We start from the raw sequence: 19,479 nt of genomic DNA, 5'->3' as shown, positions 1-19,479 counted from the left end.
GATTAAAAAGTAATGGCCCATTCGGCATGAAACAGAATGACCGCCTGACCGGAGATGGTGACGTTTTCCGGCTCGTTATCGCGAATGGTGACGGTAACATCAACAGTACCCTCTTTGCCTAAAGCGCGCCCCTGATGGCCTTGAATCTGCAGCGTTTTACCGTCATGCGCCATCAGGCCATGATGGACGAGCCATGCACCCATCGGGCCATTGGCGTTTCCCGTTACCGGATCTTCCACAATCCCTATCGCCGGAGAAAACATTCGCCCATCGGTTTCGTTTTTTCCCGGACGAATCTGGAAAGGAAAAAAGCCGTTACAGCCAATTTGCTGGCTGATTGCCGTCAGGGCTGCCAGATTCGGAGAAAGGGCATCAATATCAACGTCTGGTTTGAGCAGGATCATCACTTTTGCATGTCCTGTTGAAGCTACCTGAATTGGCGCTCCCGGCACGATATCATCTTCAGTCAGGTTCAGTGCGGTGATGATGGCAGCCCGAATCTCTCCGACTAGCGGTGGTTCAAAATAGGGCTGACCTTGTTCCAGCGTGATGCGATAGTCGTTGTGTTCGGCATGAATTTCAACGCGATGACGGCCCGCTAACGAGGTTTGCCAGACGGTGGTGTTTCCCAACCCCAGTACCGTTGCCCGAACATAATGCGCGGCCACGGTGGCATGACCACAGATGGGGACTTCTACTGTCGGTGTAAAGTAGCGTATGCGCACATCACTCTCTTCGCTTTTTAGCAAAAAGGCGGTTTCCGAGTGACGAAGTTCACGGGCAATCAGCTGCATCTGCGCGTCGCTTAGCGTATCCGCATGTAAGACAACGCCAGCAGAGTTGCCGCGAAAGGGTTCGCTGGTGAAGGCGTCAACATGGTAAATCTGCGGTTTCATTGATGTTCTCCTTTGGCTGAAGAATCATCATAGCCTGTGCGTTGCCGAATGACGACGCACAGGCGTTTTTCTTTGCCCGGTAAGCGTACCCCCGGGCAAAGAGAATTAGCGGCGGGTACGAACAATCTGGTAGCGACGGGTGAAATACTCAAACGGCGCGCTCCAGACATGAACCAGACGGGTGAACGGGAAGAGCAGGAAAATAGTCATTCCCAGCACCAGATGAACGCGGAAAACAAACGCCACACCGTTCAGCATTTCCGAAGACCCGCCGCGGAAGGTGACAATACTTTGCGCCCAGCCCACCAACTTCATCATTTCGCTGCCATCCGGATATTGCGCCGAAAACGGAATGGTGCTCAGGCCAAGCAGGCACTGAATCAGCAAAATGCTCATGATGATAATATCTGGTGTAGTGGACGTCGCACGCACACGCTGATTGGTCAGACGACGCCACAGCAATCCCGCGCCGCCGATCAACGTTAATACGCCGCACACGCCGCCGAGGATCATCGCCATCTGCTGTTTTACCGCAATCGGCAGGAACCAGGCATACATCCAGTGTGGCGTCAGCATCCCGAACAGATGGCCAAAAAAGATCCCCAGAATGCCAATATGGAACAGATTCGACCATATCACCATCCCACGCTTATCCAGCATCTGGCTGGACGACGCGCGCCAGGTATATTGTCCGTAGTCATAGCGCAGCCAACTGCCGAGGAAGAAGATCGTGGCGCAAATATAGGGGTAGATGTCGTAAAAAAAGACGTTCAGGTACTGTATCATTTCGGGCCTCCCGCGCTGACGTCGACGTACTGCGGCGCCGCGTCCTGGCTAAAGCGTCGTTGATAATGGTGTAACGGTGAACTGTCACAGGTCGTGGCGTTATCTTCGATAAACTTCACCTGCTCTTCTTCCCAGACGGCATCCAGTGCCTGACGGGTATCATCCCGCGATTCCTGAACAATCTGTTTTGTGACACTGTCACTTGTAAGCGTACTGCCCGCCAGCGTCAGCAGGGCGTCAAACAGTTGATACCACGGCGCTCCTCGCTGTTTCAGACGACCGCCCAGCAGCGCCAGAATAGGGGCAATATTCTGTAATCCCTCGCGCGCTTCCGCTTCCGGCAACACGCTTAAGTACTCCAGATAGAGCGGCAGGTGATCCGGCAGTTCGCGGCAGTTGAGCTGCAGGCCCACGATTTCATACTGACTTAACAAATCGACCATCGCCTGGCCGCGATCGCGGGACTCCGCATGAACATGCTCGAATAACAGTAATGAAGTGGCGCGCCCTCGGTCAAACACTTCGCACCATTCTGCTTGTTTATCCAGTAACGGCGCATAAAGCAGCTCGCGAGTGAAGTCGGCCAGCATTGGCGCATCGTGTTGGATAAGGGCAAGCGCTTCATCCCGACATTCCCACAACTCGTCGTCCGGATATTCCATCAACAGGCCAATCGCTTTGAGGATTTGCATTATTCCCCCTCCGCTTTATCACGCACTTCGGTGATATTGATGGCATCAATACGGCTACTGTTGAACAGGTTGAATTTAGTATCCGAGCCGTGACAACCGTCGCCAAAAGTAAAGCCGCAGCCGTTGCGCTCCGGAAAGGCGTCGCGCGCCATTTCCCGGTGGCTGGTGGGAATGACAAAACGATCTTCATAATTGGCAATCGCCAGGTAGCGATACATCTCTTCAACCTGTTGTACGCTCAGACCCACTTCGTCAATCGCGCGGGTATCCGTCACGCCTTCAACCGTCTGCGAGCGCATGTAGTGGCGCATCGCCATCATCCGCTTTAGAGCCCGAATGACCGGACCGGTATCGCCCGCGCTGAGCATATTGGCCAGGTACTGGACCGGAATACGCAGCGTTTCCACCGCCGGCAGAATATTGCCATTGTGCGGCAACCCGCCCGCGTCGGCGTATGACTGGATGGGCGATAGCGGCGGTACGTACCAGACCATCGGCAGGGTACGGTATTCCGGGTGCAGCGGAAGCGCCAGCTTCCAGTCCATCGCCATTTTGTACACCGGCGACCGTTGGGCGGCGTCGATGACGTTTTGCGGGATGCCCTGTTTAAGCGCCTCTTCGATGACCGCCGGATCGTGCGGATCGAGAAACACATCGCACTGACGTTCATACAAATCTGTCTCGTGTTCGGTACTGGCCGCTTCTTCAATCCTGTCGGCGTCGTAGAGCAGAACGCCAAGATAACGGATGCGCCCGACGCAGGTTTCCGAACAAACGGTCGGCTGGCCGGATTCAATACGCGGATAGCAAAATATGCATTTCTCAGACTTGCCGCTCTTCCAGTTAAAGTAGATTTTTTTGTACGGACAGCCGCTGATACACAAACGCCAGCCCCGGCATTTATCCTGGTCGATTAGCACGATGCCGTCTTCTTCACGCTTATAAATAGCGCCACTTGGGCAGGTGGCGACACAACTGGGGTTCAGGCAGTGTTCGCACAGGCGCGGCAGGTACATCATGAAGGTGTTTTCGAACTGACCGTACATCTCCTTTTGTATGTTGTCGAAGTTACGGTCGCGGGCGCGTTTTTCAAACTCGCCGCCGAGCAGCTCTTCCCAGTTTGGCCCCCAGATCACCTTGTCCATCCGTTTTCCGTCAATCAGTGAACGAGGGCGGGCAGTGGGCTGATGCTTACTCTCCGGCGCATTATGTAAATGCTGATAATCGAAGGTAAAGGGTTCATAGTAATCATCGATTTGCGGAATCACCGGGTTGGCGAAAATTTTGCTAATTACCCCCATTTTGCCGCCCAGACGGGGCCTTATCTTGCCATTAACATCACGAACCCAACCGCCTTGCCACTCCTGCTGGTCTTCCCAGTTTTTGGGATAGCCGATACCCGGTTTAGTTTCGACGTTATTGAACCATACGTATTCCATCCCTTCACGTCCGGTCCAGACGTTTTTACAGGTGACGGAGCAGGTGTGACAGCCAATACATTTATCGAGATTCAGTACCATCCCAACCTGTGAGCGTATTTTCATTTTTTCGCCTCCTGTACCTGATCCCGGCCCTCATCATCCAGCCAGTTAATGTTTTTCATTTTCCTGATCATGATGAATTCATCGCGATTCGAACCCACGGTTCCGTAATAGTTGAAGCCGTAAGCCAGTTGCGCATAGCCGCCGACCATATGCGTCGGTTTTGGACAGACCCGGGTCACGGAGTTATGGATCCCGCCGCGCATCCCGGTCACTTCCGAGCCCGGAATATTCATAATTCGCTCCTGGGCGTGGTACATCATGGTCATACCCGGCGGAACGCGCTGGCTGACCACCGCACGAGCGGTAAGGGCGCCATTAGCGTTGAAGGCTTCAATCCAGTCGTTATCTTCAATACCCAATTCACGGGCATCGGCTTCGCTAATCCAGACAATCGGCCCGCCGCGCGACAAGGTCAGCATCAGCAGGTTTTCGCTGTAGGTGGAGTGAATTCCCCATTTCTGGTGCGGCGTCAGGAAGTTAAGCGCTTTTTCCGGGAAACCGTTGGGCGGAATTTCTCGCATTTCGCTGACGCTGCGGGTATCAATCGGCGGACGATATGCCACCAGGCTTTCGCCAAAAGCGCGCATCCACGCATGATCCTGATAGAGTTGTTGCCGCCCCGACAACGTACGCCACGGGATCAGTTCATGTACGTTGGTATATCCGGCGTTATAAGAGACATGCTCGCTTTCCAGTCCTGACCAGGTCGGGCTGGAGATAATTTTGCGCGGTTGCGCCTGGATATCACGAAAGCGAATTTTCTCATCTTCTTTATTGATGGCCAGATGGGTGTGCTCGCGCCCGGTCATCTCGCCCAGCGCCTGCCAGGCTTTCACCGCCACCTGACCGTTGGTTTCCGGCGCTAAGGCAAGAATCACTTCCGAAGCATCCAGCGCGGTGTCGATCCGCGGACGTCCTTTCGCCGGACCATCGTGTTTGGTGTAATTGAGCTTACCGAGGAAATCGACTTCATCTTGCGTATTCCAGGCAATACCCTTACCGCCGTTGCCTAATTTATCCAGTAGGGGACCCAGCGAGGTAAAACGTTCATAGGTGGCCGGATAATCGCGTTCAACCACGACGATATTGGGGGCGGTTTTGCCCGGAATAAGTTCGCACTCGCCTTTACGCCAGTCGAGAATATCAAATGGCTGCGCCAGTTCCGCCGGGGAATCATGCTGGAGCGGGTGTAACACCACATCGGTTTCCTGTCCGAGATGTCCGACACACATCTCAGAAAAGACGCTGGCTATACCTTTGTAGATCTCCCAGTCGCTTTTGGATTCCCAGGCAGGATCGACCGCGGCGGAAAGGGGGTGGATAAACGGATGCATATCCGAGGTATTCATATCGTCTTTTTCATACCAGGTGGCGGTCGGCAAGACGATATCGGAAAACAGACAGGTACTGGACATACGGAAATCAAGCGTGACCAACAGATCGAGCTTGCCCTCAATCGCGGCTGGCTGCCATTCCACCTCTTCAGGCTTAATTCCTTCGCTGGAACCCAGCGCTTCGCCCTGGATACCGCTGTCGGTGCCCAGCAGATATTTGAGCATGTACTCATGACCTTTCCCGGAGGAGCCGAGCAGGTTAGAGCGCCAGACAAATAAATTTCGCGGGTGATTATGACCACTGTCAGGCTGTTCGCAGGCAAAACGGATAGCGCCTGATTTCAACGCCTGCACGGTATAATCCGCCGCAGACAGCCCGGCTTTATCGGCGCTCGCTTTCACGCTGAGCGGGTTAAGATTAAGCTGCGGCGCCGAGGGTAGCCAGCCCATACGTTCCGCGCGCACGTTGAAATCGATCAGGTGTCCGGAAAATTTAGCCGGATCGGCCAACGGCGACAGCAACTCTTGCGCAGTCAGTTTTTCATAGCGCCACTGGCTGGCATGGTTGTAGAAAAACGAGGTACTGTTCATCTGACGCGGCGGGCGATTCCAGTCCAGCGCGAAGGCCAGCGGCAGCCAGCCGGTTTGCGGCCGCAGCTTCTCCTGGCCGACATAGTGCGCCCAGCCGCCGCCAGTTTGTCCAACACAGCCGCAGAACACCAGCATGTTAATCATCCCACGGTAATTCATATCCATGTGATACCAGTGATTCACTCCCGCGCCGAGGATGATCATCGAACGACCGTGAGTTTTATGAGCGGTCTCGGCAAATTCACGCGCAATAGTTTCGATATGTCGACGCGGCACGCCGGTAATCTGTTCGCCCCAGGCCGGCGTGTAGGCTTTTACGTCGTTATAATTATTGGCGCTATGGCAGTCATCCAGACCACGATCCAGCCCATAATTGGCCAGCACCAGATCGTAAACGCTGACGACCATCCGCTCGCTACCGTCCGCCAGAGCCAGGCGTTTCACCGGTAACTTACGTACCAGCACCGGTTCCTGCCGCACGCTGCGAAAATGTGGGTTTTCGTTACCGCCAAAATAGGGGAAGGCGACACCCGCCACATCATCATGCTGACCGAGTAAAGAGAGCGACAGTTCAGTTTCGACGCCCGCCGCCACCGCTTCCAGGTTCCATTTTCCCTTTTCTCCCCAGCGAAAACCGATAGAACCATTGGGCGCGACCAGTTCGCCCGTACTGTTGAGCGCGACGGTTTTCCATTCCGGATTATTGGCTTCTCCCAGTCCATCCACCAGATCCGATGCGCGCATCATACGCCCCGGTACATAACTGCCGTCTGCGTGCTCATCCAACAGGACCAGCATTGGCATGTCGGTATAACGGCGGCAATAGTTAAGGAAATAGTCGCTGGGATTATCGAGATGAAACTCTTTCAAAATGACGTGACCCATGGCCATCGCCAGCGCACTGTCTGTACCTTGCTTTGGCGCCAGCCACTGATCGCACAGTTTAGCGACTTCGGAATAGTCCGGGGTGATGGCGATTGTCTTGGTGCCTTTGTAGCGCACTTCGGTAAAGAAGTGGGCGTCCGGGGTACGCGTCTGCGGCACGTTAGAGCCCCAGGCAATAATGTAGGCTGAGTTATACCAGTCGGCGGACTCCGGCACGTCAGTCTGCTCGCCCCAGGTCATTGGAGACGCGGGCGGAAGATCGCAATACCAGTCATAGAAGCTCAGACAAGTACCGCCAAGCAATGACAGATAACGTGTTCCGGCGGCGTAAGAAACCATCGACATTGCTGGAATAGGTGAAAACCCCGCCACACGATCCGGGCCATAGGTTTTGATTGTCCAGACGTTAGCGGCGGCAATGAGCTGATTCAGCTCTTTCCAGTTCGAACGAATAAAGCCGCCATGTCCGCGCACCTGTTTGTAACTTTGGCATTTTTGCGGGTCGTTCATTATAGATTCCCATGCCAGCACCGGATCGCTGTGCCGGGAAAGAGCCTCGCGCCACAGTTCTATCAGCCGCTTACGCACCAGAGGGTATTTCAGACGATTGGCGCTATAGAGATACCAGGAGTAGCTGGCGCCGCGCGGGCAGCCGCGCGGTTCATGGTTCGGTAAATCGGGACGCGTGCGCGGGTAGTCGGTTTGCTGGGTTTCCCACGTCACCAGACCGTTTTTGACATAAATTTTCCAGCTACAGGAGCCCGTGCAGTTGACGCCGTGGGTTGAGCGTACGATCTTATCAAACTGCCAGCGCTGGCGATAACTGTCTTCCCAGTCGCGGTTGGTATGCATCACCTGACCATGGCCGTCGGCAAAGGTATCGCCTTTTTGTTTAAAGTAACGAAAGCGATCCAACAGTTTACTCATGACATTTCTCCTGCTTCGATAAATTTTCCGCCATCCTGTCGATTTGGCGTTAAACCATTGCCGGATGGCCATCCTACAGGTGCGTATGTTGTTATTGTTGTTTAGGCTTACGACGCCCGTAGACCAGCCAGGTCAGCAGGACGCAAGCGATGTAAAACAGCAAAAAGATTTTCATGGCGCCCACCGGCGAGCCGGTCAAGGCCAAAGAGGTGCCAAACGCTTTTGGAATAAAGAAGCCGCCCACAGCGCCAATAGCGGAGATAAAACCGAGTGCGGCGGCGGTATCCGTCACCGCTTCGCGCTGCGCCTGCTCATCGCTCCCGCCGCGCAGTTTGACGTTGTAGAGCGTGATCTGACGAAAGATCACCGCAATCATCTGGAAGGTAGAACCGCTGCCGAGACCCGCTGTCAAAAACAGGCCCATAAAAACAAGATAGAACGCGCTAAAGCTGCCTGCGCCGGAGCCTGGCAGCGTGAGGAATAGCAGGGCGGTAAACAGCGCCATAAAGATAAAATTAATGAGCGTTACGCGAACGCCGCCGAATTTATCGGAGATCACGCCGCCTGCCGATCGCGCCAGCGCGCCGATAAAGGGGCCAAAGAACGCCAGTTGCAGAATGTTTACGTCGGGAAATTGCGTTTTGGCGAGCATGGCGAAACCTGCGGAAAAGCCGATGAATGACCCGAATGTCGCCAGGTACAGCAGGCTAAGCAGCCACAGGTGCAGACGTTTTAGCACCGGCAATTGCGAAGCGACAGACGCTTTTGAACTGCCGATATCGTTCATACCAAACCAGGCGGCAAGCGTCGCGACAGCCAGTAACGGCACCCAGATCCAGGCGGCGTTAGTGAGGGCGAGCAGGGAGCCATCAGGTTGCGGCACGCCCCGGACGCCTAAAAAAGTAAATATCGGCAGAAAAATAACCAGCGGCGCAATCAACTGCATCACACTGACGCCAAGATTTCCCAGTCCGCCGTTAATACCCAACGCGCTACCTTGTCTGGCTTTTGGAAAGAAAAAACTGATGTTGCCCATACTGGACGCGAAGTTTGCCCCCGCAAAACCGCACAACAGAGCGATGAGCATAAATACCCCGAAAGGGGTGGCGGGATTTTGCACGGCGAATCCCAGCCAGGCGCAGGGAATAATCAATATTACGGTACTTAATACGGTCCATTTACGGCCACCAAACAGTGGCACCATAAAGGAGTAGGGGACGCGTAATATTGCGCCGGAAAGAGAAGGTAATGCGGTTAATAAAAAGAGTTGGTCGGTGGTAAAATTAAATCCAATTTTATTGAGGTTGACGGCAACAGCGCTAAACAACATCCAGACGCAAAATGCCAGGAGCAAACAACTTACTGAAATCCATAAGTTTCTTCTGGCGATGCCTTTCCCTTTATTCTCCCAGAAGGCTGGATTTTCGGGTCGCCAGTCACTCAAGAGATAACGGTTATAATTCTCGTTTTGTCGTGTCATTTTACCCCTCACATGCGCATATCATTTGAAAAAAACACAAAAAAGAGACAGAGCGTCACGCGCTCTTTTGAGAACTTATTGAAGTTTTTTTAGAATATTGAGTGAAAGAATAGATAAAAAACCAGGCCAGCGCGGCGCGAAGAGGAGATATGATGTTTCTTAATTGTTACTATTTGTAAACTAAAAGTGATTTTTATTAAATTATTTGTAACTTTACGCAAAGAGTTCAAGCGTAATCATACGATCCAGATGGTATTTAAACGCGGGATCGGCCATTTCCGGAATACCCAGCACATACATACCGTCCAGCCCGCACACCAGTGCGATAAGCCGCCAGGCGATATCCGTGGCGTTAGCAGTAAACGTAAATTCTCCTGCCTGTTTGCCCTGCTCGATAATTGTGACCGTTTCCTCATGCCACATCTGCATCGTGAGGAGATAAGCATCTCTGATGTGCGGATCCCGATCGGCCAGAATTTGCGCCTCTCGCCACAATTTTATGTAAGGCTCAAAGCCGCCGTCTTCGCTACCCAACATAGCGTGAAGCCGTGCACGCCAGGTGGCGGGCGGCGGAACTTGCCCGGCATCAAGCAGGGTGCGGATCAAATGGACAAAGGCCAGCGCTTTGAGCTCGCCCGCCGAGCTGAAGTGGTGATGCACCTGTCCGGCGGCGACATCGGCTTCTGATGCGATTCGTCGCACCGTCATGGCGGCAAACCCCTCTGCCAGCGCCACGCGCATCGCCGCTTGCAGGATCACTTCGCGGCGTTCATCCCGGTTAAGGTAACTCATATTTTCCCCACATTAGCCAATGCGCGCAGTGTAACAAAAAGCTGGACATTCGTTCAACTTACCGTAGGATCCTGAAACTGGACAGGCGTCCAAATTTGAGTTTTTGAAGGGAGAGTTATGTTTCGTCAGTGGTTAACGTTAGTCATTATTGTGCTGGTCTATATTCCTGTCGCCATTGATGCCACGGTCTTGCATGTCGCCGCCCCGACACTGAGTATGACACTGGGGGCCAACGGCAACGAGCTGCTGTGGATCATTGATATTTATTCTTTGGTCATGGCTGGCATGGTGTTGCCGATGGGCGCGCTTGGAGATCGTATCGGTTTTAAACGCCTGCTGATGCTGGGCGGGACGCTCTTTGGCCTGGCATCATTGGCGGCGGCGTTTTCGCATACCGCCAGTTGGCTTATCGCCACCAGGGTATTACTGGCTATTGGCGCGGCGATGATTGTACCGGCGACGCTGGCCGGGATACGCGCCACCTTTTGTGAAGAGAAGCATCGCAACATGGCGCTGGGCGTCTGGGCAGCGGTAGGTTCGGGCGGAGCGGCGTTTGGGCCGCTCATCGGCGGCATATTATTAGAGCATTTTTACTGGGGATCGGTTTTCCTGATCAACGTGCCGATTGTGCTGGTCGTCATGGGCTTAACCGCCCGCTATGTTCCTCGCCAGGCGGGCCGTCGCGATCAACCGCTCAATCTTGGCCATGCGGTGATGCTGATTATTGCCATTTTGCTGTTGGTCTATAGCGCTAAAACCGCGCTGAAAGGGCATCTGTCGCTGTGGGTCATCTCGCTTACCCTGCTTACCGGCGCGCTGCTCCTGGGACTCTTTATCCGCACACAGCTTGCGACATCGCGTCCGATGATTGATATGCGATTATTTACCCATCGCATTATCCTGAGCGGCGTCGTGATGGCGATGACCGCGATGATCACGCTGGTGGGTTTTGAGCTGCTGATGGCGCAAGAGCTGCAGTTTGTTCACGGACTATCGCCTTATGAGGCCGGGGTATTTATGCTGCCGGTGATGGTCGCCAGTGGATTCAGCGGGCCGATTGCGGGCGCGCTGGTCTCGCGTCTGGGACTACGGCTGGTCGCGACGGGCGGCATGGCGTTAAGCGCGCTGAGTTTTTATGGCCTGGCGATGACGGATTTCAGCACCCAGCAATGGCAGGCCTGGGGGCTAATGGCGCTGCTGGGATTTAGCGCCGCCAGCGCATTGCTGGCTTCCACGTCGGCAATTATGGCCGCTGCGCCGGCAGAAAAAGCGGCGGCGGCCGGCGCGATCGAAACGATGGCTTATGAACTGGGCGCGGGACTGGGCATCGCCATTTTCGGTCTGTTGTTAAGCCGTAGCTTCTCCGCGTCTATCCGTCTGCCTGCCGGGCTTGAGGCGCAAGAGATTGCCAGAGCGTCATCTTCAATGGGGGAAGCCGTGCAGTTGGCTAATAGCCTGCCGCCCACGCTGGGGCAGGCAATACTGGACGCCGCCAGACATGCCTTTATCTGGTCGCATAGCGTGGCGTTAAGCAGCGCCGGGAGTATGCTTCTTTTGCTGGCGGTAGGGATGTGGTTCAGCCTGGCAAAAGCCCAACGCCGATAACATAACGCCTGGTGAGATAAGCGCTTAATGCGCTAGCTGGCAGGGGGAGTCCATTTCCTCAACCTCTTTACCGCTGAGGCGTGCGTATTGCCCCGTCAGTCGCCAGAAGGCAGGCTGGGTTTCGGTATAAATTTCCGCAGCCAGAATCAGCCGACGGCGATCAACTTCGTTCAGTTCCAGTAAGGTCCAGGGAATAAAATAGCGATCGGTATCGGTAAGCCGAAACCACAGCGGACACCCGCAGCCGGAACAGAAGTAGCGTTCGCCGCGCGAAGAGGATGAAAAGTATGGCGGTTCCGGGGAAAGGGGGGCTAGCTGTGGTTGCCCGCAGGCTTCCAGATACATGGCTATTCCACCCGACCATTTTTGACACAGCGTACAATGGCAGGCATAGACATCCAGCATTTCGACGTCAACGGTAAAATGGCTCTGTCCGCAAAGACAACGACCAGTGAACGTCTGCACGGCATACTCCTTATGACCGAGTCTACATCAAGAGAAAAAGCCAGCCCTGAAAGGACTGGCTTTGTATTCAGACTACAACAAAATTAGAACTGGTAGTTCAGACCAACAGCAACGATGTTGTCGGTAGACACTTTAGCCGCTTTGGTGAAGTCGCTGTCGTCCAGCAGGTTGATTTTGTAATCAACGAAGGTGGACATGTTTTTGTTGAAGTAGTAGGTAGCACCGACATCGATGTACTCAACCAGATCCTGGTCGCCGTAAGTACCCAGGTTTTTACCTTTGGATTTCAGGTAAGCGATGGACGGACGCAGACCGAAGTCGAACTGATACTGAGCAACTGCTTCAAAGTTCTGGGTTTTATTCGCGATAAACGCATCACCCGCTGCATCTTCACCAAAGGTGGTCATGTTCAGCGTTTCGGAGTAGGTGGTCGCCAGGTAGATGTTGTTCGCATCATATTTCAGACCAGCAGCCCAGACTTCAGCGTTTTTACCCGCAGCATTCAGGTTGCTCGCTGCTTTCACCTGGTTGTTAGTACGGTCAGACTTCGCATAGGCCGCACCTACGCCAAAACCTTCGTACTCATACGTTGCGGACAGACCGAAACCGTCGCCGTTAGACTCGTACGCGCCGTCACGGTCGTTTTTGCCCTGGTACTGCGCGGCGAAGTTCAGACCTTCAACCAGGCCAAAGAAGTCAGTGTTACGGTAGGTGGCAACACCAGTAGTACGGCCAGTCATGAAGACGTCAGTCTGAGTCCAGGTATCGCCACCAAACTCTGGCAGAACGTCGGTCCATGCGCCGATGTCGTAAGCAACGCCGTAGTTACGACCGTAGTCGAAAGAACCGTAGTCAGCGAATTTCAGACCAGCAAACGCCAGACGGGTTTTGTCTTTGTCAGCGCCCTGGCTTTCAGTACGGTTGCCTTTGAATTCATATTCCCACTGGCCAAAACCGGTTAACTGATCGTTGATCTGCGTTTCGCCTTTAAAGCCCAGACGCGCGTAAGTTTTGTCACCATCACTTCCGTTATCATCAGAGAAATAATGCTGAGCGTGAACTTTACCGTACAGATCCAGTTTATTGCCGTCTTTGTTATATACCTCGGCTGCATTTACAACGCCTGCTGCCAACAGGGAAGTCACTGCCACTGCCACTAACTTAAGTTTCATTTTAATAATCCTTATAATTTTCTTAGCGTGTTTCCTCAACCATTGTTAAACAAGGCGTTTGTCAATGGCAGACTATTTTTAAATGACGGAGTGGCATAAGTTCAATAATAAGTTTCATAAGATTACAAATTATTTTAATTTGTGTGATCGAGATCTCCTTAATACATTTGAGAGTATTAATTTAAATAGGGACTGTCTAATAAGACATATTTTCGGAGGGGACTATTGGGCTGTTTATGGTTTTATTTTTGGTAGTAACGACTGATTATTATATGCACTAATAACAGTTGCGAGCTAACGTTAATTATATATTTGTTAATATAATTATATCATTACATTAACATATTTAACGATTTTATAAAATTCATTTTTACCAGCGCAATCCTGGTATGGCGCAGGAGGAGCACGTGAAAATGGAAAATCGTCAAATACGCACAGGCAATAGATAAAAGCGTAGTTGTGTTATGAAGAGTGTCAAGGTGCAGCGGGTCGATTTAATATCAACATCGGCCCGCCCGTCGCTATTAGCGCCGCCGCGTTGCCAGCCAACAAAGTAGCGAACCTACGCAAACCATGACTGCGCCTTGCCAGAAGGAGAATGACAGTGGTGAGCTGAGTAACAGCGCTGCCAGAGCAGAGGACATGACGGGGGTAAAATAAGACCCTACGGCCATGATAGTCACATTGCCATGAAGTATGCCCACATTCCATGCTGCGTAGGCGAACCCCAACGTTAATGCCGCGGTAAAAAGTTTAGCAATCACCGGTAGGCTAAATATCATGGCAGGTTGCGGCGTAAGAAAATAGTGTAACCACAGCGCCAGGGCGGTGAGTAACACAAAGACGGTGATACCGTTAAAACCACGCGCATATTTATTGGTGACCGTGCAGTACGTCGCCCATATAAACGCCCCAAAAAATGCCAGTAAATAACTTAGCGGACTGGTGGCGACATTGCTGATAATTTCTCCTGGATTAAGACCATTCTCGCCCCCCAGAACCCAGCAAACGCCAGTAAGTGCAATAAGCAATCCAGGAACAATAAGCCAGTTAGTTTTTTGCCCATTAAAAAGAATGGCAAACAGAATAGTCAGGCTGGGCCATAAATAGTTAACCATGCCGACTTCGATAGCCTGATGGCGAGTGGCGGCATAACCGAGAGAAAGCGCCAGGCATATTTCATAACTGACAAACAGTACGCTGCCTGCGATGAGGTATCGCCCCGGGAAACGGCGGATATCAGGTAATCCGACGGTAAAAATCAGCAGCAGGCCGCTTAATGAATAGATCATGGCTGCGCCGCCTACCGGTCCAAGACCTTCGCTGACGCCGCGAATTAACCCAACCATCGTGCTCCACAGAACGATGGCAACAAGCCCTATTAGCGTTGCTTTTTGTGATGTCATGCTTTGTGACTGTCCTGAATACCGCGCAAAATAAACTGCCACTTATAGCACTTTTTCCGAGGGCGATGCCATGCAGTGTCATTTTTTAGTACCTCCCTGGAGTTATTGCAGTTTAAAAATAGGGCTATTTAATAGCGGAACCGTTTCAATATTGATTTGACGCAAAAAAGTTATCGATTTTGCTGTTAGTTTCCTCGCGAAGTTATACACGCATCCTGGGCTGGGGTTTTGCTGCAGTTCGAAGGAGGCGTGCATCCGTGGAAAAAAGAGGAAAGCAATGGACGTCAGCCGCAGACAATTTTTTAAAATCTGCGCGGGCGGTATGGCGGGAACAACGGTGGCCGCACTGGGTTTTACCCCTAAAATGGCCCTGGCTCAGGCGCGAAACTATAAGCTGTTGCGCGCAAAAGAGATCCGTAACTCCTGCACATACTGTTCCGTAGGTTGCGGGCTATTAATGTATAGCCTGGGAGATGGGGCAAAAAACGCGAAAGAAGCGATTTACCATATTGAAGGCGACCCGGATCATCCGGTAAGCCGTGGCGCGCTGTGCCCGAAAGGGGCCGGTTTGCTGGACTATGTTCACAGTGAAGATCGCCTACGCTATCCGGAATACCGCGCGCCGGGTTCCGACAAGTGGCAGCGCATTAGCTGGGATGACGCTTTCACTCGTATTGCTAAATTAATGAAAGCCGACCGCGACGCCAACTTTATTGAAAAGAATGAGCAGGGCGTCACGGTTAACCGCTGGCTCTCTACCGGAATGCTGTGCGCCTCGGCGGCCAGCAATGAAACGGGTATGCTGACGCAGAAGTTTGCGCGTTCTCTCGGTATGCTGGCGGTAGATAACCAGGCGCGCGTCTGACACGGACCAACGGTAGCAAGTCTTGCTCCAACATTTGGTCGCGGTGCGATGACCAACCACTGGGTGGATATTAAAAACGCCAACGTCGTTATGGTGATGGGCGGCAATGCCGCAGAAGCGCATCCGGTGGGTTTCCGCTGGGCGATGGAAGCGAAAAACAATAACGATGCGACGCTGATTGTCGTTGATCCACGCTTTACGCGTACGGCGTCGGTGGCGGATATCTATGCGCCAATACGTTCCGGTACAGACATTACCTTTCTGTCCGGCGTTTTGCTGTACCTGATCGAAAATAACAAAATCAACGCTGAATACGTTAAGCATTACACCAACGCCAGCCTGCTGGTGCGGAATGATTTTGCCTTTGATGACGGTCTTTTCAGCGGCTATGACGCCCAAAAGCGTCAGTACGATAAATCCTCCTGGAACTACCAGTTCGATGAAAACGGCTATGCCAAACGTGATGAAACGTTGACGCACCCACGCTGTGTGTGGAATCTGCTGAAGCAGCACGTTTCGCGCTATACGCCGGACGTCGTGGAAAACATTTGCGGTACGCCGAAAGCAGACTTCCTGAAGGTGTGTGAGGTGTTGGCCTCTACCAGCGTTCCGGATCGCACTACCACCTTCCTGTATGCGCTGGGCTGGACGCAACATACCGTCGGGGCGCAGAACATCCGTACCATGGCGATGATCCAGTTGCTGCTCGGCAATATGGGGATGGCTGGCGGCGGTGTGAACGCTTTGCGCGGCCACTCTAATATTCAGGGTTTAACGGATTTAGGACTGCTCTCCACCAGCCTGCCGGGTTACCTGACGCTACCGTCAGAAAAACAGGCCGATCTGCAAACTTATCTGGCAGCGAATACCCCCAAAGCGACGCTGGCCGATCAGGTCAACTACTGGGGTAATTATCCTAAGTTCTTCGTCAGCCTGATGAAATCTTTCTATGGCGATGCGGCGCAGAAAGAGAATGACTGGGGCTTTGCCTGGCTGCCTAAGTGGGATCAGTCCTATGACGTGATCAAATATTTCAACATGATGGATAGCGGGAAAGTCACTGGCTATTTCTGTCAGGGCTTTAACCCGGTGGCGTCCTTCCCGGACAAAAACAAAGTGGTGCAAAGCTTAAGCAAACTGAAGTATCTGGTCGTTATCGATCCGCTGGTGACTGAAACGTCAACGTTCTGGCAGAACCACGGCGAATCTAATGATGTCGATCCGACAACGATTCAGACCGAAGTCTTCCGTCTGCCGTCTACCTGTTTTGCGGAAGAGGATGGCTCTATCGCTAACTCCGGTCGCTGGTTACAGTGGCACTGGAAAGGTCAGGACGCGCCGGGCGAAGCGCGTAACGACGGCGAGATTCTGGCCGGTATTTACCATCGTCTGCGTGAAATGTATCGCTCAGAAGGCGGTAAAGGCGCCGAACCACTATTGAAGATGAGCTGGAACTACAAGCAGCCGGATGAACCGCATTCGGAAGAAGTGGCGAAAGAGAACAACGGCTATGCGCTGGAAGATCTCTATGACGCCAACGGTACACTGCTTGCCAGGAAAGGCCAGTTGTTGAGCAGTTTTGCATTACTGCGCGATGACGGTACGACATCCTCCTCCTGCTGGATTTATACCGGTAGCTGGACGGAGCAGGGCAACCAGATGTCCAGACGTGATAACGCCGACCCGTCAGGGCTTGGCAATACACTGGGTTGGGCGTGGGCGTGGCCGCTAAACCGTCGCGTATTGTATAACCGCGCTTCGGCGGACCCGCAGGGTAAACCGTGGGATCCAAAACGGATGCTGATCCAGTGGAACGGCGCGAAGTGGACAGGGAACGATATTCCGGACTTTAACAACGCGGCGCCGGGGAGCGGGACCAATCCGTTTATCATGCAGCCGGAAGGGCTGGGACGTCTGTTTGCTATTGATAAGATGGCGGAAGGGCCGTTCCCTGAGCACTACGAGCCGATGGAAACGCCGCTGGGCACTAACCCGCTGCACCCGAATGTGGTCTCGAACCCGGCGGCGCGTCTGTATGAAGAAGATGCGCTGCGCATGGGTAAGAAGGAGCAGTTTCCGTACGTGGGCACGACTTACCGTCTCACAGAGCATTTCCATACCTGGACCAAACATGCGCTACTTAACGCTATCGCTCAGCCGGAACAGTTTGTGGAGATCAGTGAGACGCTGGCGGCAGCGAAAGGTATCGCTAACGGCGACTATGTGAAGGTGAGCAGTAAACGCGGGTTTATTCGCGCGGTCGCGGTGGTAACTCGTCGTCTTCGCACCCTGCATGTCAACGGTCAGCAGGTTGAAACGGTGGGGATCCCGATTCACTGGGGCTTTGAGGGTGTCGCGCGCAAAGGCTATATCGCCAATACTCTGACGCCAAATGTCGGTGATGCCAACTCGCAAACGCCGGAATACAAAGCGTTTTTAGTTAACATCGAGAAGGCGTAAGGGAGGCGAACATATGTCTATGGAAACGCAGGACATTATTAAACGGTCCGCAACAAACGCCATCACGCCGCCTCCGCAGGCGCGTGATTACAAAGCCGAAGTCGCGAAACTGATCGACGTCTCCTCCTGTGTCGGCTGTAAAGCCTGCCAGGTAGCCTGTTCTGAATGGAACGATATTCGCGATAACGTTGGTCATTGTGTCGGGGTGTACGATAACCCTGCCGATCTCAGCGCCAAGTCCTGGACGGTGATGCGCTTTACCGAAACCGAGCAGAACGGCAAGCTGGAGTGGCTGATTCGTAAAGATGGTTGTATGCACTGTGAAGATCCAGGCTGTCTTAAAGCCTGTCCATCTGCCGGGGCTATCATCCAGTACGCGAACGGGATTGTTGATTTTCAATCTGAACACTGTATCGGCTGTGGTTACTGTATCGCCGGGTGTCCGTTTAATATTCCGCGCCTCAACAAAGAGGACAACCGCGTTTATAAATGTACGCTCTGCGTCGATCGCGTCAGCGTGGGCCAGGAACCGGCCTGCGTCAAAACTTGTCCGACCGGGGCTATTCATTTCGGCACCAAAAAAGAGATGCTGGAACTGGGTGAGCAACGCGTGGAGAAGTTAAAAGCGCGCGGCTTTGAACATGCCGGTATCTACAACCCGCAGGGCGTTGGCGGTACGCACGTCATGTATGTGCTGCACCATGCCAATCAGCCGGAGTTGTACCACGGCTTGCCGAAAGATCCGCAGATCGATACCTCAATCAATCTGTGGAAAGGGGCGCTAAAACCGCTGGCCGCAGCGGGCTTTATCGCCACTTTCGCCGGTCTGATTTACCACTACATCGGTATTGGCCCGAATAAAGAAACGGACGACGATGAGGAGGATCATCATGAGTAAGTCGAAAATGATTGTGCGCACGAAATTTGTCGACCGCGCCTGTCACTGGACGGTGGTGATCTGCTTCTTCCTGGTAGCGCTGTCGGGGATTTCGTTTTTCTTCCCGACGCTACAATGGCTGACGCAAACCTTCGGCACGCCGCAGATGGGACGTATTTTGCACCCGTTCTTCGGTATTGCCATCTTCATCGCGCTGATGTTTATGTTCGTGCGTTTCGTCCACCACAACATCCCGGATAAAAAAGACATTCCGTGGCTGAAAAATATTGTCGAAGTATTGAAAGGCAATGAGCATAAGGTGGCGGATGTCGGCAAATACAATGCCGGACAGAAGATGATGTTCTGGTCCATTATGAGCATGATTTTTGTGCTGCTGGTGACTGGCGTGATTATCTGGCGTCCGTATTTCGCGCAGTATTTCCCCATGCAGGTGGTGCGTTATAGCCTGTTAATTCATGCGGCGGCGGGCATTATTTTAATGCACGCGATCCTCATCCATATGTATATGGCGTTTTGGGTGAAAGGCTCGATTAAAGGCATGATCGAAGGGAAGGTCAGCCGTCGCTGGGCGAAGAAACATCACCCACGCTGGTATCGTGAAATCGAGAAGGCGGAAGCAAAAAAAGAGAGCGAAAAAGGTATTCAGTAATTCTTTCGCGATCTGATAAACAAGGCGCTATC

The 19,479-nt window shown here is 52.9% G+C and carries 14 protein-coding genes; 4 read left to right on the top strand and 10 right to left on the bottom strand.

The genetic code is table 11. The annotated features are described in order from the left end of the window. Nucleotides 1-2: 2 nt before the first annotated feature. From ACLJZ5_RS01510 to ACLJZ5_RS01480, 7 genes are all read right to left on the bottom strand, one after another. Nucleotides 3-896 (bottom strand): PhzF family isomerase, encoded by an 894-nt coding sequence (locus ACLJZ5_RS01510; RefSeq protein WP_024797943.1) that lies wholly within the window; start codon nt 894-896, stop codon nt 3-5. Between the two features lie 105 nt (nt 897-1,001). After that, the gene (gene narI / locus ACLJZ5_RS01505; RefSeq protein ID WP_023220220.1) at nt 1,002-1,682 is read right to left on the bottom strand and encodes a respiratory nitrate reductase subunit gamma; all 681 of its coding nucleotides are present in this window, start codon (nt 1,680-1,682) and stop codon (nt 1,002-1,004) included. Beyond that, nucleotides 1,679-2,374, bottom strand: coding sequence for a nitrate reductase molybdenum cofactor assembly chaperone (narW, locus tag ACLJZ5_RS01500; RefSeq protein ID WP_024797944.1), 696 nt, complete (start codon nt 2,372-2,374; stop codon nt 1,679-1,681). Before narW ends, narI begins: the two co-directional genes overlap by 4 nt. Then, nucleotides 2,374-3,918, bottom strand: a complete 1,545-nt coding sequence (gene narH / locus ACLJZ5_RS01495) for a nitrate reductase subunit beta (protein ID WP_024797945.1) — start codon at nt 3,916-3,918, stop codon at nt 2,374-2,376. The genes narW and narH overlap by 1 nt, the downstream gene beginning before the upstream one ends. After that, nucleotides 3,915-7,655 (bottom strand): nitrate reductase subunit alpha, encoded by a 3,741-nt coding sequence (locus ACLJZ5_RS01490; protein ID WP_024797946.1) that lies wholly within the window; start codon nt 7,653-7,655, stop codon nt 3,915-3,917. Before ACLJZ5_RS01490 ends, narH begins: the two co-directional genes overlap by 4 nt. Nucleotides 7,656-7,746: 91 nt before the next feature. After that, a complete protein-coding gene (locus tag ACLJZ5_RS01485; RefSeq protein ID WP_000198255.1) occupies nt 7,747-9,135 on the bottom strand; it encodes a NarK family nitrate/nitrite MFS transporter in 1,389 nt (462 codons plus the stop codon). A 213-nt stretch (nt 9,136-9,348) separates the two neighbouring features. Next, the gene (locus ACLJZ5_RS01480; RefSeq protein WP_000121044.1) at nt 9,349-9,927 is read right to left on the bottom strand and encodes a TetR family transcriptional regulator; all 579 of its coding nucleotides are present in this window, start codon (nt 9,925-9,927) and stop codon (nt 9,349-9,351) included. Between the two features lie 117 nt (nt 9,928-10,044). Between ACLJZ5_RS01480 and smvA the strand changes: the two genes are divergently transcribed. Continuing rightward, complete coding sequence (gene smvA, locus ACLJZ5_RS01475) at nt 10,045-11,532, top strand: methyl viologen efflux MFS transporter SmvA (protein ID WP_024797947.1); 1,488 nt, start codon at nt 10,045-10,047, stop codon at nt 11,530-11,532. A 24-nt stretch (nt 11,533-11,556) separates the two neighbouring features. Here smvA and ACLJZ5_RS01470 read toward each other — a convergent pair whose 3' ends face one another. From ACLJZ5_RS01470 to yddG, 3 genes are all read right to left on the bottom strand, one after another. Beyond that, nucleotides 11,557-11,937, bottom strand: coding sequence for a GFA family protein (locus ACLJZ5_RS01470; RefSeq protein ID WP_014343841.1), 381 nt, complete (start codon nt 11,935-11,937; stop codon nt 11,557-11,559). A gap of 143 nt (nt 11,938-12,080) precedes the next feature. Further along, the gene (gene ompD, locus ACLJZ5_RS01465; RefSeq protein ID WP_000769035.1) at nt 12,081-13,169 is read right to left on the bottom strand and encodes a porin OmpD; all 1,089 of its coding nucleotides are present in this window, start codon (nt 13,167-13,169) and stop codon (nt 12,081-12,083) included. Between the two features lie 524 nt (nt 13,170-13,693). Continuing rightward, a complete protein-coding gene (gene yddG / locus ACLJZ5_RS01460) occupies nt 13,694-14,575 on the bottom strand; it encodes an aromatic amino acid efflux DMT transporter YddG (protein WP_000203793.1) in 882 nt (293 codons plus the stop codon). Nucleotides 14,576-14,852: 277 nt separating this feature from the next. On the opposite strand from yddG, the gene fdnG reads away from it, so the two are divergent. Genes fdnG through fdnI form a run of 3 tightly spaced genes read left to right on the top strand, consistent with a single transcriptional unit; the run spans nt 14,853 to nt 19,447 of the window. Beyond that, entirely contained in the window at nt 14,853-17,900 is a 3,048-nt protein-coding gene (gene fdnG / locus ACLJZ5_RS01455; RefSeq protein ID WP_077914005.1) for a formate dehydrogenase-N subunit alpha, read from the top strand. Between the two features lie 13 nt (nt 17,901-17,913). Continuing rightward, complete coding sequence (gene fdxH / locus ACLJZ5_RS01450) at nt 17,914-18,798, top strand: formate dehydrogenase subunit beta (RefSeq protein ID WP_000061599.1); 885 nt, start codon at nt 17,914-17,916, stop codon at nt 18,796-18,798. Then, nucleotides 18,791-19,447, top strand: coding sequence for a formate dehydrogenase-N subunit gamma (gene fdnI / locus ACLJZ5_RS01445; RefSeq protein ID WP_000045658.1), 657 nt, complete (start codon nt 18,791-18,793; stop codon nt 19,445-19,447). The genes fdxH and fdnI overlap by 8 nt, the downstream gene beginning before the upstream one ends. The last annotated feature ends 32 nt before the right edge of the window (nt 19,448-19,479 follow it).

Origin of the sequence: Salmonella sp. 5800 (assembly GCF_046558195.1) — a bacterium.
In the GTDB taxonomy this organism is placed as follows: domain Bacteria; phylum Pseudomonadota; class Gammaproteobacteria; order Enterobacterales; family Enterobacteriaceae; genus Salmonella; species Salmonella enterica.
This window is presented reverse-complemented; position numbering and strand designations above follow the sequence as displayed.

Coding starts and splice junctions, on each gene's coding strand:
- ACLJZ5_RS01480 (WP_000121044.1), bottom strand. CDS start 9,927: ATGAGTTACCTTAACCGGGATGAACGCCGCGAAGTGATCCTGCAAGCG.
- smvA (WP_024797947.1), top strand. CDS start 10,045: ATGTTTCGTCAGTGGTTAACGTTAGTCATTATTGTGCTGGTCTATATT.
- narH (WP_024797945.1), bottom strand. CDS start 3,918: ATGAAAATACGCTCACAGGTTGGGATGGTACTGAATCTCGATAAATGT.
- ACLJZ5_RS01470 (WP_014343841.1), bottom strand. CDS start 11,937: ATGCTGGATGTCTATGCCTGCCATTGTACGCTGTGTCAAAAATGGTCG.
- narI (WP_023220220.1), bottom strand. CDS start 1,682: ATGATACAGTACCTGAACGTCTTTTTTTACGACATCTACCCCTATATT.
- fdxH (WP_000061599.1), top strand. CDS start 17,914: ATGTCTATGGAAACGCAGGACATTATTAAACGGTCCGCAACAAACGCC.
- fdnI (WP_000045658.1), top strand. CDS start 18,791: ATGAGTAAGTCGAAAATGATTGTGCGCACGAAATTTGTCGACCGCGCC.
- ACLJZ5_RS01510 (WP_024797943.1), bottom strand. CDS start 896: ATGAAACCGCAGATTTACCATGTTGACGCCTTCACCAGCGAACCCTTT.
- ACLJZ5_RS01490 (WP_024797946.1), bottom strand. CDS start 7,655: ATGAGTAAACTGTTGGATCGCTTTCGTTACTTTAAACAAAAAGGCGAT.
- ompD (WP_000769035.1), bottom strand. CDS start 13,169: ATGAAACTTAAGTTAGTGGCAGTGGCAGTGACTTCCCTGTTGGCAGCA.
- narW (WP_024797944.1), bottom strand. CDS start 2,374: ATGCAAATCCTCAAAGCGATTGGCCTGTTGATGGAATATCCGGACGAC.
- yddG (WP_000203793.1), bottom strand. CDS start 14,575: ATGACATCACAAAAAGCAACGCTAATAGGGCTTGTTGCCATCGTTCTG.
- ACLJZ5_RS01485 (WP_000198255.1), bottom strand. CDS start 9,135: ATGACACGACAAAACGAGAATTATAACCGTTATCTCTTGAGTGACTGG.